This window comes from Streptomyces sp. NPDC104581 (genome assembly GCF_055583685.1).
The window spans coordinates 58,825-78,137 of the sequence record NZ_JBVJNN010000009.1 but is presented as its reverse complement, the minus strand read 5'-3'; the positions used below and the strand labels follow the sequence as shown (position 1 = coordinate 78,137).

Here is a 19,313-nt window from a genome sequence, read left to right as displayed (position 1 = left end):
CGTGCCACTACGCCTCCCTTCCCGCCAGGGCCTGTTCGAACCACACCGTCTTGCCGTGCGCCGAAGTGCTGCTCCCCCAGCCGCGCGCCAGCCGGCTCACGATCCTCAGCCCCCGCCCGAACTCGTCGTCGGCCGTCGCGCCGAGCAGCGTCGCCGGGGCTGGTTCGTCGTCGGTGACCTCGCAGAGCAGCGCGTCCGTACGGACCAGCCGCAGCCCGACATGGCGGACCCGGGCGTGCCGCACGGCGTTGGTGACCAGCTCGCCGACCATCAGCTCCGCGTTCTCCACCGCGCCCGGCAGATCCCAGTCACAGAGTTTGCCGCGCACCAGACGCCGGGCCCGCGCCACCTCGCGCGGATCGAGCGCGAGCTGCCACTCGGCGACGTCACCGTCCGGTATGCCGTTCAGCCTGGCCATCAGCAGGGCCACGTCGTCCTTGCGTCCGCCCTGGGTGTTGAGCGCGCGGATGATCGTGTCGCAGGCGCGGTCCATGGAGGCGGCCGGATGAGCGGCCGACTCGCAAAGCGCGGCGAGACCGTCGCCGATGTCCTGGCCCCGCACCTCGACCAGGCCGTCGGTGCACAGGACCAGCCGGTCACCGGGGCGCACCCGTACCGTCGTGGTCTCGAAGGGCACACCGCCGACGCCGATGGGGGCGCCGGTCGGCAGGTCGAGCAGTTCGCTGCGGCCGTCGGCGGCGCGGACCAGGACGGGCGGGATGTGTCCGGCGTTGGCGATCGCCAGCTCGGAGCGGATGGGGTCGTACACGGCGTACAGACAGGTCGCCAGATAGTTCTCGCCCAGCCGCTGCGCCAAATCGTCCAGAGTGCGGAGCAGTTGGGCGGGCGGCATCTCCATCGTCGCCATCGTCTGCACGGCCGTCCGTAACTGACCCATCATGGCGGCCGAGTTGAGGCCGTGGCCCATCACGTCGCCCACCACGAGCGCGGTGCGTGAGCCGGGCAGTTTGACGGAGTCGAACCAGTCGCCGCCGATCCGTCCGAGACGGGCGCCGGGCAGATAGCGGGTGGCGATGTCGCAGCCCGCCATGCGCGGGGCGACCTGCGGCAGCATGCTGTCCTGGAGGGTGTCGGCGACGTTCTCCTGGTACGTGTACATCCGGGCGTTGTCGAGGACGAGACCCGCCCTCGCGGCCAGTTCGGCGCCGGTGGCGCGGTCCATGTCGTCGAAGGGCCGTCGGCCCTGACGGCGCATCAGGACCATGAAGCCGAGCACCACGTCACGCGCCTTCAGCGGTACCAGCAGCATGGAGCGGTTGTTGATGAGCGGGCGCAGGTCGCGCTTCTCGAACTGCGCGGAGATCCGGTCGCCGTCCTCCTCGCTGAGCCGCGGGATGAGGACCGGTTCGCCGGTGACCATGCACTGGAAGAAGGGGGTGTGTTCGGGGAAGGCGATGGCCTCGCCGACCGGCACCGTGTCGTCCCAGCGGCCCGGCTCGTCGTTGTGCTCGACCCAGACCCGGTGCCAGATGGTGGTGACGTCGGGGCGCCCGGTGGGGAAGCCCTCTCCCGCCAGCACGGCGGCGCGCAGATGGGTGCCCGCGAAGTCGGTGAAGCGGGGCACGGCGGCGCTGGTGACCTCGCGGATGGTGCGCGCGAGATCCAGGGAGGAGCCGATCAGCCCGCTGACCTCGTTGAGGAACTCCAGCCGCTCGCGGACCGCCGCGTACTCCAGATCGAGTTCGGGGTCGGGCGCGGGCACTTGCGGGCCACCGGGGTGGCCGACAGCGCGACCGGCGTCCGGGGCGCCGGGTTCGGCCGTAGCGGGTGCGGTGGCCGGTCGCCCCGCCGCACGGCGCGGCACACCCCAGTCGGGGGTGACGAGGACCCGGTCGTGGTGGCTGAACTCCAGCACGGGATAGCCGAGTTCGAGGACCTGGGCGACGATGCGCCCCGACTCGGCGACGCTCATGTTCGGCAGGATGTGCGGCAGTTGGCCGGCGAGCGACCGGGAGTCGGCGAACTCGGTGTGCAGCGAGAAACTCGGCGCTATCCGGGCGCTGTCGGCGTCACCGACGTCGCCGCGGAACTGGTCGACGTCCGCGGCGAGTACGAGATGGCGGCCGGCTCCGGGCCCGGCGAGCGGGTAGGCCCACCACAGCACGTCGAGCCGGGGGCGTCCCGGGTCGGAGAGCTTGGCCCGGCCGGCGGTCGGGTAGGAGCTGCGCCCGTGCAGTTCCGGGCCCAGTTCGTCGTCGGCGCCGCAGATGTCGTGGGCGCCGTTGACCCGTCCCGTGCGGTCCTCGGTGAGCGCTCCCGTGACCGGCATCAGATCGTCGGCCGGCTGGCCGACCGCGGCCTCTCTGGAATGGCCGAAAAGCCGCCGTGCGCCGCTCGACCAGTGCGACACGAGACCGTCGGCGTCCACGACGACCACGGCAAGCGGAATCCGGCCGGTCGCCGCGCGCCCGGGCCGGGAACGGAGCGGCGGAGTGCCACTGTCCATGGGTGGAAGGCTCCTTCCCCGCCGCCGGGATCTGCGGCTGTGCACCCACGGTACGGCTCCGAACACGCAATGCGCCGGGCAATGAACGATTAGATCGTGCGCCCGCGTACGCCGGAAAGTTGACTGAAATTCAGTCAGTGACCGGGCCGTTGATCCACTCGCGGCTCCGGTCAGTCGGCGTGGCCGAGCTGCAGGTCTCTCTCGGTGCGTCCGCCGCCCGCCATCCGCAGCACGGTGGCCACCGGCGGATAGCCCGCGGCGATGACCGTGTACTCGCCGGACGACAGATCGACGAAGCGGAATGCCCCGTCGGCGCCCGTCGTCAGCGTGTCGACGACATTGCCCGCCGCGTCGAGCAGGGTGACGCGCGCGTCCTCGACCGGACGGCCGCCCCCGGCGCGTACGGTGCCGCGCAGCACCGCCCCGCCGGCCAGTTCGATGTCCTGCCGGGTCTCGCGCGAGGGCTGGACACTGACGAGGAGCGCGGCGGGCCGGAAGGCGGGCGCGCTGGCCGCGAGGGTGTACTCCCCCGCCACCAGCTCCGAGATCACATAGCCGCCTTCGCGCCCGCTGCGGGTGGAGGCGACCACGTCCCCGCGTACGTCGGTGAGGGTGACGGCCGCGTCGCGCACGGGCGTGCCGTCGGCGGTCAGTACCGCTCCGGCGAGGCGGCCGGCGCCGCCGAGGACCACGTCCAGCTCGATCGGGCGCTCCCCGACGGTGACGGTGACGGCCTGCGGCTGGTGTCCGCCCGCCGCGGCGATCATCACGTACGAACCGGCCCCCGGCACGCTCAGCGCGTACCGCCCGTCCTCGCCGCTGGCCCCGCGCCCGATCTGGGTGCCCTGTACGTCGATGAGGGTGAGCGCCGCGCGCGGGACGGTGCTGCCGTCGTGGTGCTGGACGGTGCCGCAGACGGGGACCCCGGCCGGGTACGCGTGCGGGGCCGCGCCGTTGGCGGCGGCGGGGGCGGAGCCCGGGGTGCGGGCGGGCGGGACCGCGGTGGACTCGGCGGCGGAGGTGTTGTGGGACACCAGAGGTTTCTCCTTGAGGAAGCAGGCGATGAGCAGGCCGACCAGAAGCACCGGCACGAGATAGAGGAAGATCCGTGGCATCGCGTCCGCGTACGCCTGGATGTAGCCGTCCCGCAGCTCGGGGGGCATCGCGTGCACCATCTGCGGCGTGATGGATTCGGCGCTGGGCAACCCGGTACCGGACGGGACGCGGTCGACGAGCGCGTCGGTGAGGCGGTCGGCGAACAGGGTGCCGAAGACGGCGGCGCCGACGCTGCCGCCGATCTGCCGGAAGTAGTTGTTGGCGCTGGTGGCGGTGCCGAGGTCGCGGGGGCGTACCGAGTTCTGCACGGCGAGGATCAGGACCGGCATGACCAGGCCGATGCCGGTGCCGAGGACGGCCTGCCAGAGGCTGTATTCGAGCCGGGAGGTGTCGGTCTCCAGCCGGGACAGCAGCCACATGCCGACGGCGGAGACGGCGCTGCCGAGGACGGGGTAGATCCGGTAGTGCCCGGTGCGGCTGATCAGCTGGCCGGAGAGGACGGAGGCGGCGACGATGCCGCCCATCATGGGCAGCATCAGCAGGCCGGACTCGGTGGCCGAGGCGCCGTCGACCATCTGGAGGAAGGTCGGCAGATAGCTGGCGGCGCCGAAGAGGGCGATGCCGACGACCGCGCCGACGAGTCCGGTGATGTTGAAGATCGAGTCGCGGAACAGCCGCAGCGGGATGATCGGTTCGGGCGCGAAGTGCTCGACGACCAGGAACAGCGCGGCCGTGACGACGGCGCCGGCGGCGAGGCCGAGGATCTCGCGCGAGCCCCACTCGTACTCCGTTCCGCCCCAACTGGTCAGCAGGACCAGGCACGTCGAGGCGGCGGCGAGCAGCACGGCGCCCATGACGTCGAGCCGCGCCTTGGCGGTGGGCCTGGGGAGCCGGAGTACGACGGTGACGACGGCGAGGGTGACGAGACCGAACGGCACGTTGAAGTAGAAGCACCAGCGCCAGGAGACGTGGTCGGTGAAGAAGCCGCCGAGCAGGGGTCCGGCGACCGAGGCGAGGCCGAACGCGCCGCCGATGAGGCCCATGTAGCGCCCGCGTTCGCGGGGCGGCACGATGTCGGCGATGATCGCCTGGACGCCGATCATGAGGCCGCCGGCGCCGACGCCCTGGAGGGCGCGGAAGGCGATCAGCTCGTTCATGGTGCGGGACCAGCCGGCCAGGGCGGATCCGACGACGAACACGACGATGGCGAACTGGAAGACGCCCTTGCGGCCGAAGAGGTCGCCGAGCTTGCCGTAGATCGGCAGGCCGATCGTGGAGGTCAGCAGATAGGCGGTGATGGCCCAGGGCATCCGGTCGAGGCCCTGGAGTTCCCCGACGATCTTCGGCAGGGCGGTGGCGACGATCATCTGCTCCAGCGCCGCGAGCAGCAGCGCGAGCATCAGGCCGGTGAAGACCAGCCGCACGCGGCGCGGGGAGAGTTCACCGCCCGGGGTGGCGGCGCCGGTGGCGGGTGGGGGCGGTTCGGTCGCGGCCGGAGCGGGCACGGGGGCCTGCTCGTCGTCCTTCACCAGCGTGATCCCACCCACGAATTGCTCCCCTTCGTCGCGTCTGCGCGGCGTAATTCTTCACATTGCACGCAGAGCGGGAGCAAGCCGGGCGCTTCACCGGGAAGGGGTACGGCGCGCGACGGCAAGGGGTTGTGAGGAGCGGGCGGGGGCGCTCATCAGCGGCTTTCCCGCGACGCGTGGTGCGCGGGCGCACGTCACGCGTCGCGGGGGAAACCACTCGAATCAGTGATGCCGGGGGGTGGCCCTTCGACGTTCAGGACGCCCCGGTCCGGGGGGACTTGACGGTTCAGGAGGTCTCGGTGGCCTTCTCCGTCTCCGCCGCGAGCTTCGCGAGCAGCTCGTCGTGGATACGGACGAGGCCCTTGGGTGCGAATGTGCGCTCGAAGAAGCCGCCGATACCGCCGGCGCCGTCCCAGACGGTGGTGACGACGGTCTTCGAACGGCCCTCGCCCGCCGGGGTGACGACCCAGGTGGTGACCATGGAGGAGTTGCGGTCCTTCTCCACGAGCTGGCCGTCCGTGGGCTCGGTGACCTCCAGGAGGCAGTCACGGACGCGCTTCTTGGTCGCCTGGAGCTTCCAGTGGACGAGGGTCCCCTCGCCGTCGCCGCCCTCGCGGACCTCGTACTCACTGAAGTGCGCGGTCAGCACCTTCGGGCGGACGTCCTGGTAGTCCGCCAGCGCGTCGAACACCGTGTCCGCGCCCGCCGCGATGATCCGCTCCGTCGTGGCTTCGACCTGCGCCATGGCTTCCTCCAGCATTCGTGTCTCCGGGCGGCAAGCCAACCATCTCCGCCGGGCGCGCCCAAATCCGGGGTTGCATCGATCATGGGAACACGTGTTCTATTCTGTGGTCGGTACAACTGAGGAGGCGCGAATGCGCTGGGACAATCTGGCCGAGAACCCCACGTCGGCCCGCGACGCGGCGCTCTTCGGTACGGACGCGGTGACCACCAGGACCTTCGACACCCCCGAGTTCCGGGGGATCACGTTCCACGAGATCCGCGCCCGTTCGATCGTGAACCGGGTGCCGGGCGCGTCCCGGATGCCGTTCGAGTGGACGGTCAATCCGTACCGGGGGTGCTCGCACGCCTGCGTGTACTGCTTCGCCCGCAAGACGCACAGCTATCTGGACCTCGACACGGGCCTCGGCTTCGACTCGCAGATCGTCGTCAAGATCAACGCGCCGGCGCTGCTGCGCCGGCAGCTCGCCTCCCGCCAGTGGCAGGGCGCGCACATCGCGATGGGCACGAACGTCGACTGCTACCAGCGGGCGGAGGGCCGTTACCGGCTGATGCCGGGCATCATCTCGGCGCTGCGCGACCGCGCGAACCCCTTCTCGATCCTGACCAAGGGCACCCTGATCCTGCGCGATCTGGAGCTGCTGCGCGAGGCGGCGCAGGTCACGGAGGTCGGGGTGTCCGTCTCCGTCGGCTTCACCGACCAGGAGCTGTGGCGCACGGTCGAGCCGGGCACACCCTCGCCGCAACGCCGCCTCGACGCCGTCCGCGCCCTGACGGACAGCGGCATCGGCTGCGGGGTCCTGATGGCTCCCGTCATCCCCTTCCTCGGCGACGGCGCGGACCAACTGCGGGCCACGGTACGGGCGATAGCCTCGTCCGGAGCGACGTCGGTGACCCCGCTGGTGCTGCATCTGCGGCCGGGCGCGCGTGAGTGGTTCATGCGGTGGCTGCGGGAGCACCACCCGCATCTGGTGCCGCGCTACGAGCGGCTGTACGCGGAGGGGGCGTACGCGCCGAAGTGGTACCAGCGGCGCATCACCCGCCAGGTCCACGAACTGGCGGACGAGTTCGGGATCGGCCCGTCGGGGCTGGCGGCCCGACGCCGCGTACCGGCCCCGAAGACGCCGGCGCCGCCACCGGGACCGACACAGCTGACGCTGCTGTAGCGCCGGGGTGCGATCATCGGGCATGCCAGAGATCGAGGTCGTACGGGGCGACACCGGGTAGCCGGGGCAGGGCGACCGTGTCCGGCCCACCGGCCGCGGGCGCCCCGATCGGTGGACGGGACCGGGGCGCCCCGGCCGACGGGCCTTTCCGCGACCGCGGCCACCGCCGCGGAAAGGCCGGATCCGGACCCGGACCGTCACCCCAGGCGCCTCAGCGCCTCCGACGCGGCGGCGGAGAGGCGGGGGTGGGCGCGGGCGTTGCGGAGGAGGGGAAGCGCGCGCCGGTCGCCCAGGCGCCCGAGGCCCTCCACGCAGGCGAGCGCCACCCGCCAGTGCGTCTCGTCCGGTGCGAGCAGCCGCTCCAGGGTGGCGATCAGGGCCGGTACGGACTCCGGGGCGCGCAGGTCGGCCAGCAGCCGTACCGGGTGGAGCGCGTACGCGGTGCGCAGCACGTTGGTGGCGAGCGCGGCGGCGGCGCGCGGCGTACGGGGGTCGCCGAGTACGGCCAGCGCGTGGGAGGCCGACAGACAGCGTTCGGCGTCGCGGTGGTTGAGGAGCAGGACCAACGTCTCGAACGCCCGCCGGTCGCCCGCGCGGCCGAGCCGGAAGGCGGCGATCTCCCGTGCCCACAGGGGGTGTTCGGGCGCGACGAGCACAGCGGCCAGTTCCTCGTGGTCCTCGGTGGCGATCAGCCGCCGGAAGGTGGCCGAGTCGCCGGACTCGTCCCTCACCCGCTCGGCGAGTACGCGCGATTCCTCGTCGCCGGCGGCCCGTTCGGTACGGGCGGTGAACCGGGCACGGGGCCCGGTCGCTCCCACCGGCTCTCCCACCGTCTCGGTCGCCGCCGCCGTGTCCGCAGGCCCCGCCTGCCGTTCCAGCTCGCTCATGTCCGGCAGGGTATCGGCGCTCCGTGGCCGGAAGAACGCTCTGTGTGACCGCCCGGTGCCCGAACGGCCGGTTTCCGCCGGTGACGCACCGCACATCTCCCCAGGGCTGGCGCGCTCGTTACCCGCCGGTTAATCTCAAGTGAGCGGGAAACCCCCGCGGCTCCCGGTGGCCTGGTGACGCAGCCACCGTGAGTGCCCGTCGGTTCGGTACACGCACGGCGCGACTCCGGGACAGGGTCCGCCGACCTCACTCACCCCGACACCCACCCACGCCCGCGCGGCGCGCCCCACTCATGTGGTGCGGCGGCCCCGGCGCACGGAAACGGCAGGCAGGGCCTGCCCCCTCCTCAGTCGTCACTCATCCCCTGGAGTCCCGTGATGGACATCCCTCTCTCCACCATCGCCGTCGTCGGCCTCGGCACGATGGGGACCGGTATCTCCGAGGTCCTCGCACGCGCCGGCCGCGAGGTCATCGGCATCGACATCGACGAGATCGCCACCGCCCACGCGGTCGCCGCGCTCGAAGCGTCCACGGCACGTGCCGTCGAGCGCGGGCGGGTCACCGAGGAGGAACGGCGCGGGATGCTCGCCCGCTTCCGTACGTTCACCGATCTCCAGGCCGCCGCGGACGCCGATCTCGTCATCGAGGTCGTCCCCGAGTCGTACGAGATCAAGCAGCAGGTCTTCCGCGCGCTGGACGGGATCGTCGGCCCCGGCACGATCCTGGCGACCGGCACGAACGCGCTGTCGGTCACCCGCCTCGCCGCCGACTCCGCGCGTCCGGAGCGCGTGCTCGGCATGCACTTCTTCAACCCGGCCCCGGCGATGAAGCTGGTCGAGGTCGTGTCGTCGGTGCTGACCGCGCCGGCCGCTGTCACGGCCGTCACCGCGCTGGCGCGTGAGCTGGGCAAGGAGCCCGTCGCCGTGGGAGACAGGCCGGGATTCGTCGCCGACGGGCTGCTCTTCGGCTATCTGAACCAGGCCGCCGCGATGTACGAGGCGAAGTACGCCTCGCGCGAGGACATCGACGCCGCGATGCGGCTCGGCTGCGGACTCCCGATGGGCCCGCTGGCGCTGCTGGACCTGATCGGCGTCGACACCGCCCGTACGGTCCTGGAGGCCATGTACGCGGCGTCCCGCGACCGGCTGCACGCACCGGCGCCGATCCTGCGGCAGCTCAGCGAGGCCGGGCTCACCGGCCGCAAGTCGGGGCGCGGCTTCTACACCTACGAGGGGCCCGGCAGCGGCACGGTGGTGCGCGACGCGCTGACCCCGCTGGACGACGGGCGCGGCGGCGGGAGCGGTCGGACGGCGGTCCGGTCGGTCGGCGTCGCGGGCTCCGGGACGATGGCGAGCGGGATCGCCGAGGTCTTCGCCAAGGCGGGTTACGTGGTGGTGCTCGCCGCCCGCAGTCAGGAGAAGGCGGACGCGGCCAAGGCGCGGGTCGCCAAGTCCCTGGGCCGCTCGGTCGACAAGGGCCGGCTGACCGGGGAGGCGCGCGACGACGCCCTGGCGCGGATCACGCCCACCGGTTCGCTCGACGCGTTCGACGACGTGGAGCTCGCGGTCGAGGCGGTGGCCGAGGACCTGGAGATCAAGCGGCAGTTGTTCGCGGCGCTCGACAAGGTCTGCAAGCCGGGCGCGGTGCTGGCCACCACGACGTCGTCGCTGCCGGTGGTCGCGTGCGCCCGCGCCACGACGCGCCCGCGCGACGTGGTCGGCATGCACTTCTTCAACCCGGCCCCCGCGATGAAGCTGGTCGAGGTGGTCCGTACCGTCCTGACGTCGGACGAGGCGCACGCCACGGTCCGCGAGGTGTGCGCGACGATCCGCAAGCACCCGGTGGACTGCGGCGACCGGGCCGGATTCATCGTGAACGCGCTGCTGTTCCCGTATCTGAACAACGCGGTGAAGATGGTCCAGGAGCACTACGCGACGCTCGACGACATCGACGCCGCGATGAAGCTGGGCGGCGGCTATCCGATGGGGCCGTTCGAACTCCTGGACGTGGTCGGTCTGGATGTCTCGCTGGCCATCGAGAAGGTCCTGCACCGCGAGTTCCGGGACCCGGGGCTGGCACCGGCGCCCCTGCTGGAACACCTGGTGGCGGCGGGCTGCCTGGGCCGCAAGACGGGACGCGGCTTCCGCGAGTACGCGGCGCGGCGTCCGGACACGCCCCAGGGGGTGTCCTGAGCGTGCCGGGTGTCCGGACGCCGGGCGGGCCGCCTTCCGCGGCCCGTCCCGGCACGGGCCCCACGGGCGCGCCCTCCTGCGCCGATGCAGTACGTTCGGGTCATGGCTCAGCCCGCTGACTCCGCCCGACGGCCCGCCCGTACGAACCCCCCTGCCGACGCTCCGGAGAGCGCGGCGGGCGGACGCGCGGCGGCGCAACGGCTGAAGATGCGCCGGGAACTGTCGGCGGCGGCGATGGAGCTGTTCTCCACCAAGGGGTACGAGGCGACGACCGTCGACGAGATCGCCGCGGCGGCCGGGGTCGCGCGCCGCACGTTCTTCCGGCACTTCCGTTCCAAGGAAGAGGCGATCTTCCCGGACCACGACGACACGCTCGTCCGCGCGGAAGCGGTCCTGAACGCGGCGCCCGCGCACGAGCACCCCCTCGACACCGTGTGCCGGGGCATCAAGGAAGTCATGCGGATGTACGCGGCTTCGCCGACGCTCTCCGTGGCGCGCTACCAGCTCACCCGCGAGGTGCCCACGCTGCGCGAGGCCGAGATCGCCTCGGTGGCCCGCTACGAGCGGCTGTTCACCCGCTATCTGCTGGGCCACTTCGACGAGCACGAACACCCCGACGGCAACGACGACCCGCTGCTGGCCGAGGTGGCGGCGTCCGCCGTCGTCACCGCGCACAACCATGTGCTGCGCCGCTGGCTGCGGGCCGACGGCCAGGGCGATGTGGAGACCCAGCTCGACCACGCCTTCGCGATCGTCCGCGACACCTTCGGCTCGGGCATCGGCGCGGGCCGGACGATGGGCGGCCGTGCGGCTCCCGCCGCCACGGCGAGCACGAACGGCGAGGTCCTGGTGACGGTGGCGCGTACCGACGCGCCGCTGGACGAGGTCATGCGCACCATCAAGCAGGCGCTGGGAAACCGCTGACCCGCCTGCCCCCACGGCTCCGTGACGGACGGTCAGTTCGACGCCGGCCGGGGGACGGTCCGGGCGCGCGTCCCGTGAAGCGCCCGTACAAATGGGTACGGTCCCGGCTCCACACCGCACGCTGAGTCGCCACCGTTCACCCCTCGTGATCCCATGGCGCTCATGCGTGTCCGCCGGATGACAACTGAGAGAAATTGTTGGCACGCAGTGCCTTGTCCAATGACACGGCGTGCCATACGTTGGGTGTGTCCGGGCGACCGGCGCACCGAGACCTCTCGGACGCCGGCTGTCCCCGCGAGCCACCCGGCCCGTGTGCCCGGACGCCTGCGTCACAGGCATCCCACGCGCCCACCCGGCGTCGCCGAGCACCACCACGCGCCGAACCGACGGCACACCTCCACCGCACCACGCGCACAGCGCGACCCGTTGTCCCATCCCTCAGGGACCTGTTCAGCGTTCCCGCAACACGCTTCGCCGGAGGCCACATCGTGAAGGACATCCTGGACGCCATCCAGTCGCCGGAGAGCACCTCCGCCGACTTCGCCGCGCTGCCCCTGCCCGAGAGCTACCGGGCGGTGACCGTGCACAAGGACGAGACGGAGATGTTCGCCGGTCTCGAATCCCGCGAGAAGGACCCGCGCAAGTCGCTCCACGTCGACGACGTGCCGGTGCCCGAACTCGGGCCCGGCGAGGCCCTGGTGGCCGTCATGGCCAGCTCGGTCAACTACAACTCCGTCTGGACCTCGATCTTCGAGCCCATGTCGACCTTCGGCTTCCTGGAGCGGTACGGCAAGCTCAGCGAGCTGTCCAGGCGCCATGACCTGCCGTACCACGTCATCGGCTCCGACCTGGCCGGGGTCGTGCTGCGCACCGGCCCCGGCGTGAACACCTGGCGGCCCGGTGACGAGGTCGTCGCGCACTGCCTGTCCGTCGAGTTGGAGAGTTCGGACGGGCACAACGACACGATGCTCGACCCCGAGCAGCGCATCTGGGGCTTCGAGACCAACTTCGGCGGCCTGGCGGAGGTCGCGCTCGTCAAGTCCAACCAGCTGATGCCCAAGGCCAGGCATCTGACCTGGGAGGAGGCGGCGGCCCCCGGTCTGGTCAACTCCACCGCGTACCGCCAGTTGGTGTCGCGCAACGGCGCCGGGATGAAGCAGGGCGACAACGTGCTGATCTGGGGGGCGAGCGGCGGACTCGGCTCGTACGCAACCCAGTTCGCGCTCGCCGGCGGCGCCAACCCCATCTGTGTGGTCTCCAGCGACCACAAGGCCGAGATCTGCCGGCGCATGGGCGCCGAGGCGATCATCGACCGCACCGCCGAGGACTACCGGTTCTGGGAGGACCCGCACCACCAGAACCCGCGTGAGTGGAAGCGGTTCGGCAAGCGCATCCGCGAACTCACCGGCGGCGAGGACGTCGACATCGTCTTCGAGCACCCGGGCCGGGAGACCTTCGGCGCCAGCGTCTACGTCACGCGCAAGGGCGGCACGATCGTCACCTGCGCGTCGACCTCCGGCTACACGCACGAGTACGACAACCGCTATCTGTGGATGTCGCTGAAGCGGATCGTGGGCTCGCACTTCGCCAACTACCGCGAGGCGTGGGAGGCCAACCGGCTCATCGGCAAGGGGAAGATCCACCCGACGCTGTCGAAGGTGTACCCGCTGGAGGAGACCGGCCAGGCCGCGTACGACGTCCACAGCAACCGGCACCAGGGCAAGGTCGGGGTCCTCGCGCTGGCACCCCGCGAGGGGATGGGCGTGAGCGACCCGGCGACGCGTGAACGGCACATCGACGCCATCAACCGCTTCCGGGACGTGTGACATGCCGGAAGCGGAACGGGAAGCGGCGGGCGGCACGCGCCGCAAGGACCGGCCGTGGCTGATGCGGACGTACGCCGGTCACTCGACCGCCGAGGCGTCCAACGAGCTGTACCGGAACAATCTGGCCAAGGGCCAGACCGGTCTCTCCGTCGCCTTCGACCTGCCGACACAGACCGGTTACGACCCCGACCACGTCCTGGCGCGCGGCGAGGTCGGCCGGGTCGGCGTGCCCGTGTCCCATCTCGGCGACATGCGGCGGCTGTTCCAGGACATCCCGCTGGACCGGATGAACACGTCGATGACCATCAACGCGACCGCCATGTGGCTGCTGGCGCTGTATCAGGTGGTCGCCGAGGAGCAGGGCGCGGACAGCGACCTGCTCCAGGGGACCACGCAGAACGACATCGTGAAGGAGTACCTGTCGCGCGGGACGCATGTCTTCCCGCCGGTGCCCTCGCTGCGGCTGACCACGGACATGATCACCCACACCGTGGCGCACATCCCCCGGTGGAACCCGATCAACATCTGTAGCTACCACCTCCAGGAGGCGGGGGCGACCCCCGTCCAGGAGATCGCGTACGCGCTGTCGACGGCGGTCGCCGTGCTGGACGCGGTGCGCGACAGCGGGCAGGTGCCGGCCGAACGGTTCGGTGACGTCGTCGCCCGGATCTCGTTCTTCGTCAACGCCGGGGTGCGCTTCGTCGAGGAGATGTGCAAGATGCGCGCCTTCGGCCGCATCTGGGACCGGGTCACCCGCGAGCGGTACGGCGTGACGGACGGGAAGCAGCGGCGTTTCCGGTACGGCGTCCAGGTCAACTCCCTGGGACTGACCGAGGCCCAGCCGGAGAACAACGTCCAGCGCATCGTGCTGGAGATGCTGGGCGTCACGCTCTCCAAGGACGCCCGCGCCCGCGCCGTACAACTCCCGGCCTGGAACGAGGCGTTGGGGCTCCCCCGGCCCTGGGACCAGCAGTGGTCGCTGCGCATACAGCAGGTACTGGCCCTGGAGAGCGACCTGTTGGAGTACGAGGACATCTTCGCCGGGTCGCACGTCGTGGAGGCGAAGGTGGCGTCCCTCGTCGAGGACTCACTCGCGGAGATGGCGCGCATCGAGGAGATGGGCGGCGTGATGGCGGCCGTCGAGTCCGGCTATCTGAAGTCGCGGCTGGTCGCGTCGCACGCCGAGCGCCGGGCCCGTATCGAGTCGGGCGAGGAGAGGATCGTCGGCGTCAACTGCTTCGAGGCGACCGAGCCCAGTCCGCTGACCACCGATCTGGACACCGCGATCATGACGGTCGACCCGGCGAACGAGGCCCGGGTGGTGGCCGCCCTGCACGAGTGGCGGGCGGGCCGGGACGGCGCGCGGGTCGACGAGTCGCTGGCCGCGCTGAGGCGGACCGCGGCCGGCACCGGCAATCTGATGGCCGCGACCGTGGAGTGCGCGCGGGCCGGTGTGACGACCGGCGAGTGGTCCGGGGCGCTGCGCGAGGTCTTCGGCGAGTTCCGCGCGCCGACCGGGGTGGGCGGCGCGCCGGTCGCGGTCACCGCGGAGGCGGGGACACCGCTCGCCGCCGTACGGGAGAAGGCGTCCCGCACGGCCGCCGAACTGGGCTCCGGGCGGCTGCGGCTGCTGGTGGGCAAGCCGGGTCTGGACGGGCACTCCAACGGGGCCGAGCAGATCGCCGTACGCGCGCGGGACGCCGGGTTCGAGGTCGTCTACCAGGGCATCAGGCTGACGCCGGAACAGATCGTGAGCGCCGCCGTCGCCGAGGACGTGCACTGCGTGGGCCTGTCGATCCTCTCCGGTTCGCACGCCGCGCTGGTCCCCGACGTCCTCGGACGGCTGCGGGAGGAGGGGGCCGGGGAGATCCCGGTCGTCGTCGGCGGGATCATCCCGGGCGCCGACGCCGAGGCGCTGCGGGCCGCCGGAGTGGCGGCCGTCTTCACCCCGAAGGACTTCGGGATCACCGAGATCATCGGCCGTATCGTCGACGAGATCCGTCACGCGAACAAGCTCGAACCCCTGGAGGTCTCCGCATGACCACGTCGCCCACGCCCTCCGCGGCCCACTCGCCCGCGAACCGGCTCCGCCCCCGGCGCTCGTGCCTGGCCGTGCCCGGCTCCAACCCGCGCTTCCTGGAGAAGGCGCAGGGCCTGGCGGCCGACCAGGTCTTCCTCGATCTGGAGGACGCGTGCGCGCCGCTCGCCAAGGAGGGCGCCCGGCACACGATCGTGGACGCGCTCAACAAGGGCGACTGGACGGGCAAGACCAGGGTCGTACGGGTCAACGACTGGACGACGCACTGGACGTACCGCGACGTGATCACGGTCGTGGAGGGCGCGGGCCACAATCTGGACTGCCTCATGCTGCCCAAGGTCCAGGACGCGCAGCAGGTCGTGACGCTCGATCTGCTGCTGACCCAGATCGAGAGGACGATGGGCTTCGAGGTCGGCAGGATCGGTATCGAGGCGCAGATCGAGAACGCCAGGGGCCTGGTGAACGTGGACGAGATCGCGGCCTCCTCGCCGCGGCTGGAGACCATCGTGTTCGGCCCCGCCGACTTCATGGCGTCGATCAACATGAAGACGCTGGTGGTCGGGCAGCAGCCGCCCGGTTACGGCGCGGACGCCTACCACTACATCCTGATGCGGATCCTGATGGCGGCCCGTACGCACGATCTCCAGGCGATCGACGGGCCGTTCCTCCAGATCCGGGACGTGGACGCGTTCCGGGAGGTCGCGGGCCGCGCCGCCGCGCTGGGCTTCGACGGCAAGTGGGTGCTGCACCCGGGCCAGATCGACGCGGCGAACGAGATCTTCTCGCCGTCGCAGGAGGACTACGACCACGCGGAGCTGATCCTCGACGCGTACGACTACGCGACGTCCGAGGCGGGCGGCAAGAAGGGGTCGGCGATGCTCGGCGACGAGATGATCGACGAGGCGAGCCGCAAGATGGCGCTGGTCGTCTCCGGCAAGGGCCGGGCGGCGGGACTGCGGCGGACCTCGAAGTTCGAAGCACCGGAGGCGTGAACCGTGCGATTCGGACGCACCTTTGAGGAGTTCGAGGTCGGGGCCGTCTACAAGCACTGGCCGGGAAAGACCGTCACCGAGTACGACGACCACCTGTTCTGTCTGCTCACCATGAACCACCATCCGCTCCATCTCGACAGCAACTACGCGGAGAAGACCACCGATTTCGGCAGGAACGTGGTGGTGGGCAATTACGTCTACTCGCTGCTGCTCGGCATGTCCGTGCCCGACGTCTCCGGAAAGGCCATCGCCAATCTGGAGGTCGAGTCGCTGCGGCACATCGCGCCGACGTTCCACGGCGACACCCTGTACGGCGAGACGACCGTGCTGGACAAGACGCCGTCCCGGTCCAGGGACGACCGGGGAGTCGTCCATGTCGAGACCAGGGGCTACAAGCAGGACGGCACGGTCGTGTGCGTGTTCCGCCGCAAGGTGATGGTGCCGACCGCGACCTACATCGACAAGCGCGGCGGCGAACAGCCCGGCCGCCCCGAGCCGACGACGCAGGAGAGCTGACCGATGAGCCGTCTCGCCCAGACCGCGGACCTGACCGACATCCAGCGGGAGATCCTCTCCACGGTGAGGGACTTCGTCGACAAGGAGATCCTTCCGGTGGCCACCGAGCTGGAACACCGCGACGAGTATCCGACCCGGATCGTCGAAGGGCTGCGGGAACTCGGCCTGTTCGGGCTGATGATCCCCGAGGAGTACGGCGGTCTGGGTGAGTCCCTGCTCACCTACGCGCTCTGCGTGGAGGAGATCGCCCGCGGCTGGATGTCCGTCTCGGGCATCATCAACACCCATTTCATCGTGGCGTACATGATCAAGCAGCACGGCACCGAGGAGCAGAAGGACACCTTCCTGCCGCGGATGGCGGCCGGCGAGGTGCGCGGCGCCTTCTCGATGTCCGAGCCGGGGCTCGGCTCCGACGTGTCGGCGATCACGTCGAAGGGCGTGCGGGACGGGGACGAGTACGTGCTGGACGGCCAGAAGATGTGGCTGACGAACGGCGGCACGTCCACGCTCGTCGCCGTTCTGTGCCGCAGTGACGAAGGCCACCCCGAGGGCACGGCGCCGCACAGGTCGATGACGACGTTCCTGGTCGAGAAGGAGCCCGGCTTCGGTGAGGTGAGGCCCGGTCTCACCATCCCCGGCAAGATCGACAAGATGGGCTACAAGGGCGTCGACACCACCGAGTTGATCATGGACGGACTGCGCGTTCCGGCCAATCGGGTCCTCGGCGGGACCACCGGACGAGGGTTTTACCAAATGATGGACGGTGTCGAAGTGGGCCGCGTGAACGTCGCCGCGCGTGGCTGCGGCGTCGCGCAGCGTGCCTTCGAACTCGGCGTCTCCTACGCCCAGCAGCGCCACACCTTCGGCAAACCGATCGCCCAGCACCAGGCGATCCAGTTCAAGCTGGCGGAGATGGCGACCAAGGTCGAGGCGGCCCATGCCATGATGGTGAACGCAGCACGCAAAAAGGACTCCGGGGAACGAAACGACCTGGAGGCGGGGATGGCAAAGTACCTCGCGTCGGAATACTGCAAGGAAATCGTGGAAGACGCATTCCGTATCCACGGTGGATACGGCTTCTCCAAGGAGTACGAGATCGAGCGTCTGTACCGGGAGGCACCGATGCTGCTGATCGGCGAAGGCACCGCCGAGATCCAGAAAATGATCATCGGTCGCCGACTGCTGGAGGAGTACCGATTCCAAGGCTGATCACGGCCTTTGATCCCATTTGACCGCCCACAACATCACACCGCGTCATCGTCTTCCGGCCGCCGACTCGGCTTCTGCATTGCCCAGTTGCACCGGGCAACCGATACCATCGACGGAAAGCCGCCGTCCCCCGTTGCCCGTGCGGCTCCATCCGCTACGAAGGTCATCCATGCCCCACAGCCAAACCTCCGCACCTCGCGGCAGCGTCCGCCTCGCACGCGGAGCATCGCCGTGGCTTCTGCCGACCGTCGCCACCGCAGCAGTCAGCCTGGTCCGTGCGCGCCGATCGAGGCGCGCAGCCGCCGTCGCTGTGCCCGCCACCGCTCTCGCGGCAGGCATGCTGTGGTTCTTCCGCGACCCCGAGCGAGAGATCACACAGGGCCGGGTCATCTCACCGGCCGACGGAGTAGTGCAGAGCATCATGCCGTGGAAGGACGGGCGCACCCGCGTCGCGATCTTCATGAGCCCGCTGAACGTGCATGTGAACCGTGCCCCCCTCGCGGGCACGGTGACGTCCGTGGAGCACATCCCCGGCGGCTTCGTTCCCGCCTTCAACAAGGAGAGCGAGAACAACGAGCGCGTCGTCTGGCACTTCGACACCGAACTCGGTGACATCGAGATGGTGCAGATCGCCGGCGCCGTCGCCCGACGGATCGTGCCGTACGTACCGCAGGGGACCAAACTGGAGCAAGGCGAGCGCATCGGCCTGATCCGTTTCGGCTCACGCGTCGACATCTATCTTCCCGAAGGTGTCGAGGTAGCCGTCGAGGTCGGCCAGACGACGACCGCAGGGGTGACTCGAATTGACCGTGATTGATCCCGACACACCGGCCGGCTGGGCCGCCGACGCCGAGGAGGAGGACGAAGCCGAAGACATGCCGCTGTCCATGCGGCTGTCGATAGCGGACACCCTCACTCTCGGCAACGCGACCTGCGGCTTCATGGCCGTCTACTTCACGACCACCGGCATCCTGATCCCGCACCTCACGGGCAGCGAAGAGACCGGCATGGCCCGGCACTCCGCGGCCACCGCGGTGATCCTCATGCTCTGCGCGGCCGTCTTCGACCTCTTCGACGGGCTCGTGGCGCGCAAGCTGCGCAGCTCGCCGATGGGCGCGGAGCTGGACAACCTCTCCGACCTGATCAGCTTCGGGCTCGCGCCCGCCTACTTCGTGCTCGTGTACGGCATGGTCGCCGACGACGCGCATCAGCGGGTGTCGGCGCTGGCGGCGATCGTGGTGCTGCTGGCGGTGGTCCTGCGGCTCGCGAGATTCTCCTGTGTGACGCTGAAGGACGGCATGTTCCAGGGCATGCCGAGCCCCTTCGGCGCGCTCACCGTCGTCTCGATCGTGCTGCTCGAGCTTCCCTTCGTACCGACGCTGCTGGCGATCATCGGCGTCGCGTGGCTGATGGTGAGCCGGGTCGAGTACCCGAAACCGCGAGGCGTCCTCGCGGTGGCGATGCTCACCTGGATCGTGGCCGCGATGGGCCTCCTGGCGGCCTGGGCGTTCGACGCGCCGGGTGGGCAGCTCCTGCTCCAGACGGGCTGCGCGCTCCAGGTGGTGACGGGCGCGGTGATCCCGCTCTTCGCCACGGCGCGACGGGTGAACACCTTCCGCGACAACCGCCGCGAGGCGCGTGCCGCACAGCATCCGTAGCGGCGGACACCGGCACGGGGGGGGGGGGGGGGGGGGAGAGGGGGGGGGGGGGGGGTGGGGGGGGGGGGGGGGGGGGGGGGGGGGGGGGGGGGGAGGGGGGGGGAGGGAGGG

14 protein-coding genes are annotated in these 19,313 nt (G+C 70.7%); 10 read left to right on the top strand and 4 right to left on the bottom strand.

Going from position 1 to position 19,313, the window contains the following annotated elements:
* Positions 1-7: 7 nt before the first annotated feature.
* From ACZ61E_RS10570 to ACZ61E_RS10560, 3 genes are all read right to left on the bottom strand, one after another.
* Positions 8-2,467 carry an ATP-binding SpoIIE family protein phosphatase gene (locus ACZ61E_RS10570; protein ID WP_469699187.1) on the bottom strand — a complete coding sequence of 820 codons (2,460 nt, stop codon included), beginning with the start codon at positions 2,465-2,467 and terminating at the stop codon, positions 8-10.
* A gap of 170 nt (positions 2,468-2,637) precedes the next feature.
* Positions 2,638-5,070, bottom strand: a complete 2,433-nt coding sequence (locus ACZ61E_RS10565) for an MFS transporter (protein WP_469699186.1) — start codon at positions 5,068-5,070, stop codon at positions 2,638-2,640.
* Positions 5,071-5,338: 268 nt separating this feature from the next.
* On the bottom strand, positions 5,339-5,797 hold the full coding sequence (locus ACZ61E_RS10560; protein WP_469699269.1) for an SRPBCC family protein: 459 nt from the start codon (positions 5,795-5,797) through the stop codon (positions 5,339-5,341).
* Between the two features lie 130 nt (positions 5,798-5,927).
* Between ACZ61E_RS10560 and ACZ61E_RS10555 the strand changes: the two genes are divergently transcribed.
* Positions 5,928-6,959 (top strand): Rv2578c family radical SAM protein, encoded by a 1,032-nt coding sequence (locus tag ACZ61E_RS10555; protein WP_469699185.1) that lies wholly within the window; start codon positions 5,928-5,930, stop codon positions 6,957-6,959.
* 197 nt (positions 6,960-7,156) lie between these two features.
* Here the strand turns inward: ACZ61E_RS10555 and ACZ61E_RS10550 are convergent, their stop codons facing one another.
* Complete coding sequence (locus tag ACZ61E_RS10550) at positions 7,157-7,846, bottom strand: HEAT repeat domain-containing protein (protein ID WP_469699184.1); 690 nt, start codon at positions 7,844-7,846, stop codon at positions 7,157-7,159.
* A 378-nt stretch (positions 7,847-8,224) separates the two neighbouring features.
* Between ACZ61E_RS10550 and ACZ61E_RS10545 the strand changes: the two genes are divergently transcribed.
* From ACZ61E_RS10545 to pssA, 9 genes are all read left to right on the top strand, one after another.
* Positions 8,225-10,039, top strand: coding sequence for a 3-hydroxyacyl-CoA dehydrogenase family protein (locus ACZ61E_RS10545; protein WP_469699183.1), 1,815 nt, complete (start codon positions 8,225-8,227; stop codon positions 10,037-10,039).
* 102 nt (positions 10,040-10,141) lie between these two features.
* On the top strand, positions 10,142-10,963 hold the full coding sequence (locus tag ACZ61E_RS10540) for a TetR family transcriptional regulator (protein WP_469699182.1): 822 nt from the start codon (positions 10,142-10,144) through the stop codon (positions 10,961-10,963).
* Positions 10,964-11,451: 488 nt separating this feature from the next.
* Entirely contained in the window at positions 11,452-12,789 is a 1,338-nt protein-coding gene (ccrA, locus tag ACZ61E_RS10535) for a crotonyl-CoA carboxylase/reductase (protein WP_469699181.1), read from the top strand.
* Between the two features lies 1 nt (position 12,790).
* A complete protein-coding gene (locus ACZ61E_RS10530) occupies positions 12,791-14,830 on the top strand; it encodes a protein meaA (RefSeq protein ID WP_469699180.1) in 2,040 nt (679 codons plus the stop codon).
* A complete protein-coding gene (locus ACZ61E_RS10525; protein ID WP_469699179.1) occupies positions 14,827-15,819 on the top strand; it encodes an HpcH/HpaI aldolase/citrate lyase family protein in 993 nt (330 codons plus the stop codon). The genes ACZ61E_RS10530 and ACZ61E_RS10525 overlap by 4 nt, the downstream gene beginning before the upstream one ends.
* Before the next feature lie 3 nt (positions 15,820-15,822).
* Positions 15,823-16,335 (top strand): MaoC family dehydratase, encoded by a 513-nt coding sequence (locus ACZ61E_RS10520; protein WP_469699178.1) that lies wholly within the window; start codon positions 15,823-15,825, stop codon positions 16,333-16,335.
* A gap of 3 nt (positions 16,336-16,338) precedes the next feature.
* Positions 16,339-17,544 carry an acyl-CoA dehydrogenase family protein gene (locus ACZ61E_RS10515; RefSeq protein ID WP_469699177.1) on the top strand — a complete coding sequence of 402 codons (1,206 nt, stop codon included), beginning with the start codon at positions 16,339-16,341 and terminating at the stop codon, positions 17,542-17,544.
* A gap of 169 nt (positions 17,545-17,713) precedes the next feature.
* Positions 17,714-18,361 (top strand): phosphatidylserine decarboxylase, encoded by a 648-nt coding sequence (locus ACZ61E_RS10510; RefSeq protein ID WP_469699176.1) that lies wholly within the window; start codon positions 17,714-17,716, stop codon positions 18,359-18,361.
* Complete coding sequence (gene pssA, locus ACZ61E_RS10505; RefSeq protein ID WP_469699175.1) at positions 18,348-19,202, top strand: CDP-diacylglycerol--serine O-phosphatidyltransferase; 855 nt, start codon at positions 18,348-18,350, stop codon at positions 19,200-19,202. The genes ACZ61E_RS10510 and pssA overlap by 14 nt, the downstream gene beginning before the upstream one ends.
* Positions 19,203-19,313 lie beyond the last annotated feature (111 nt).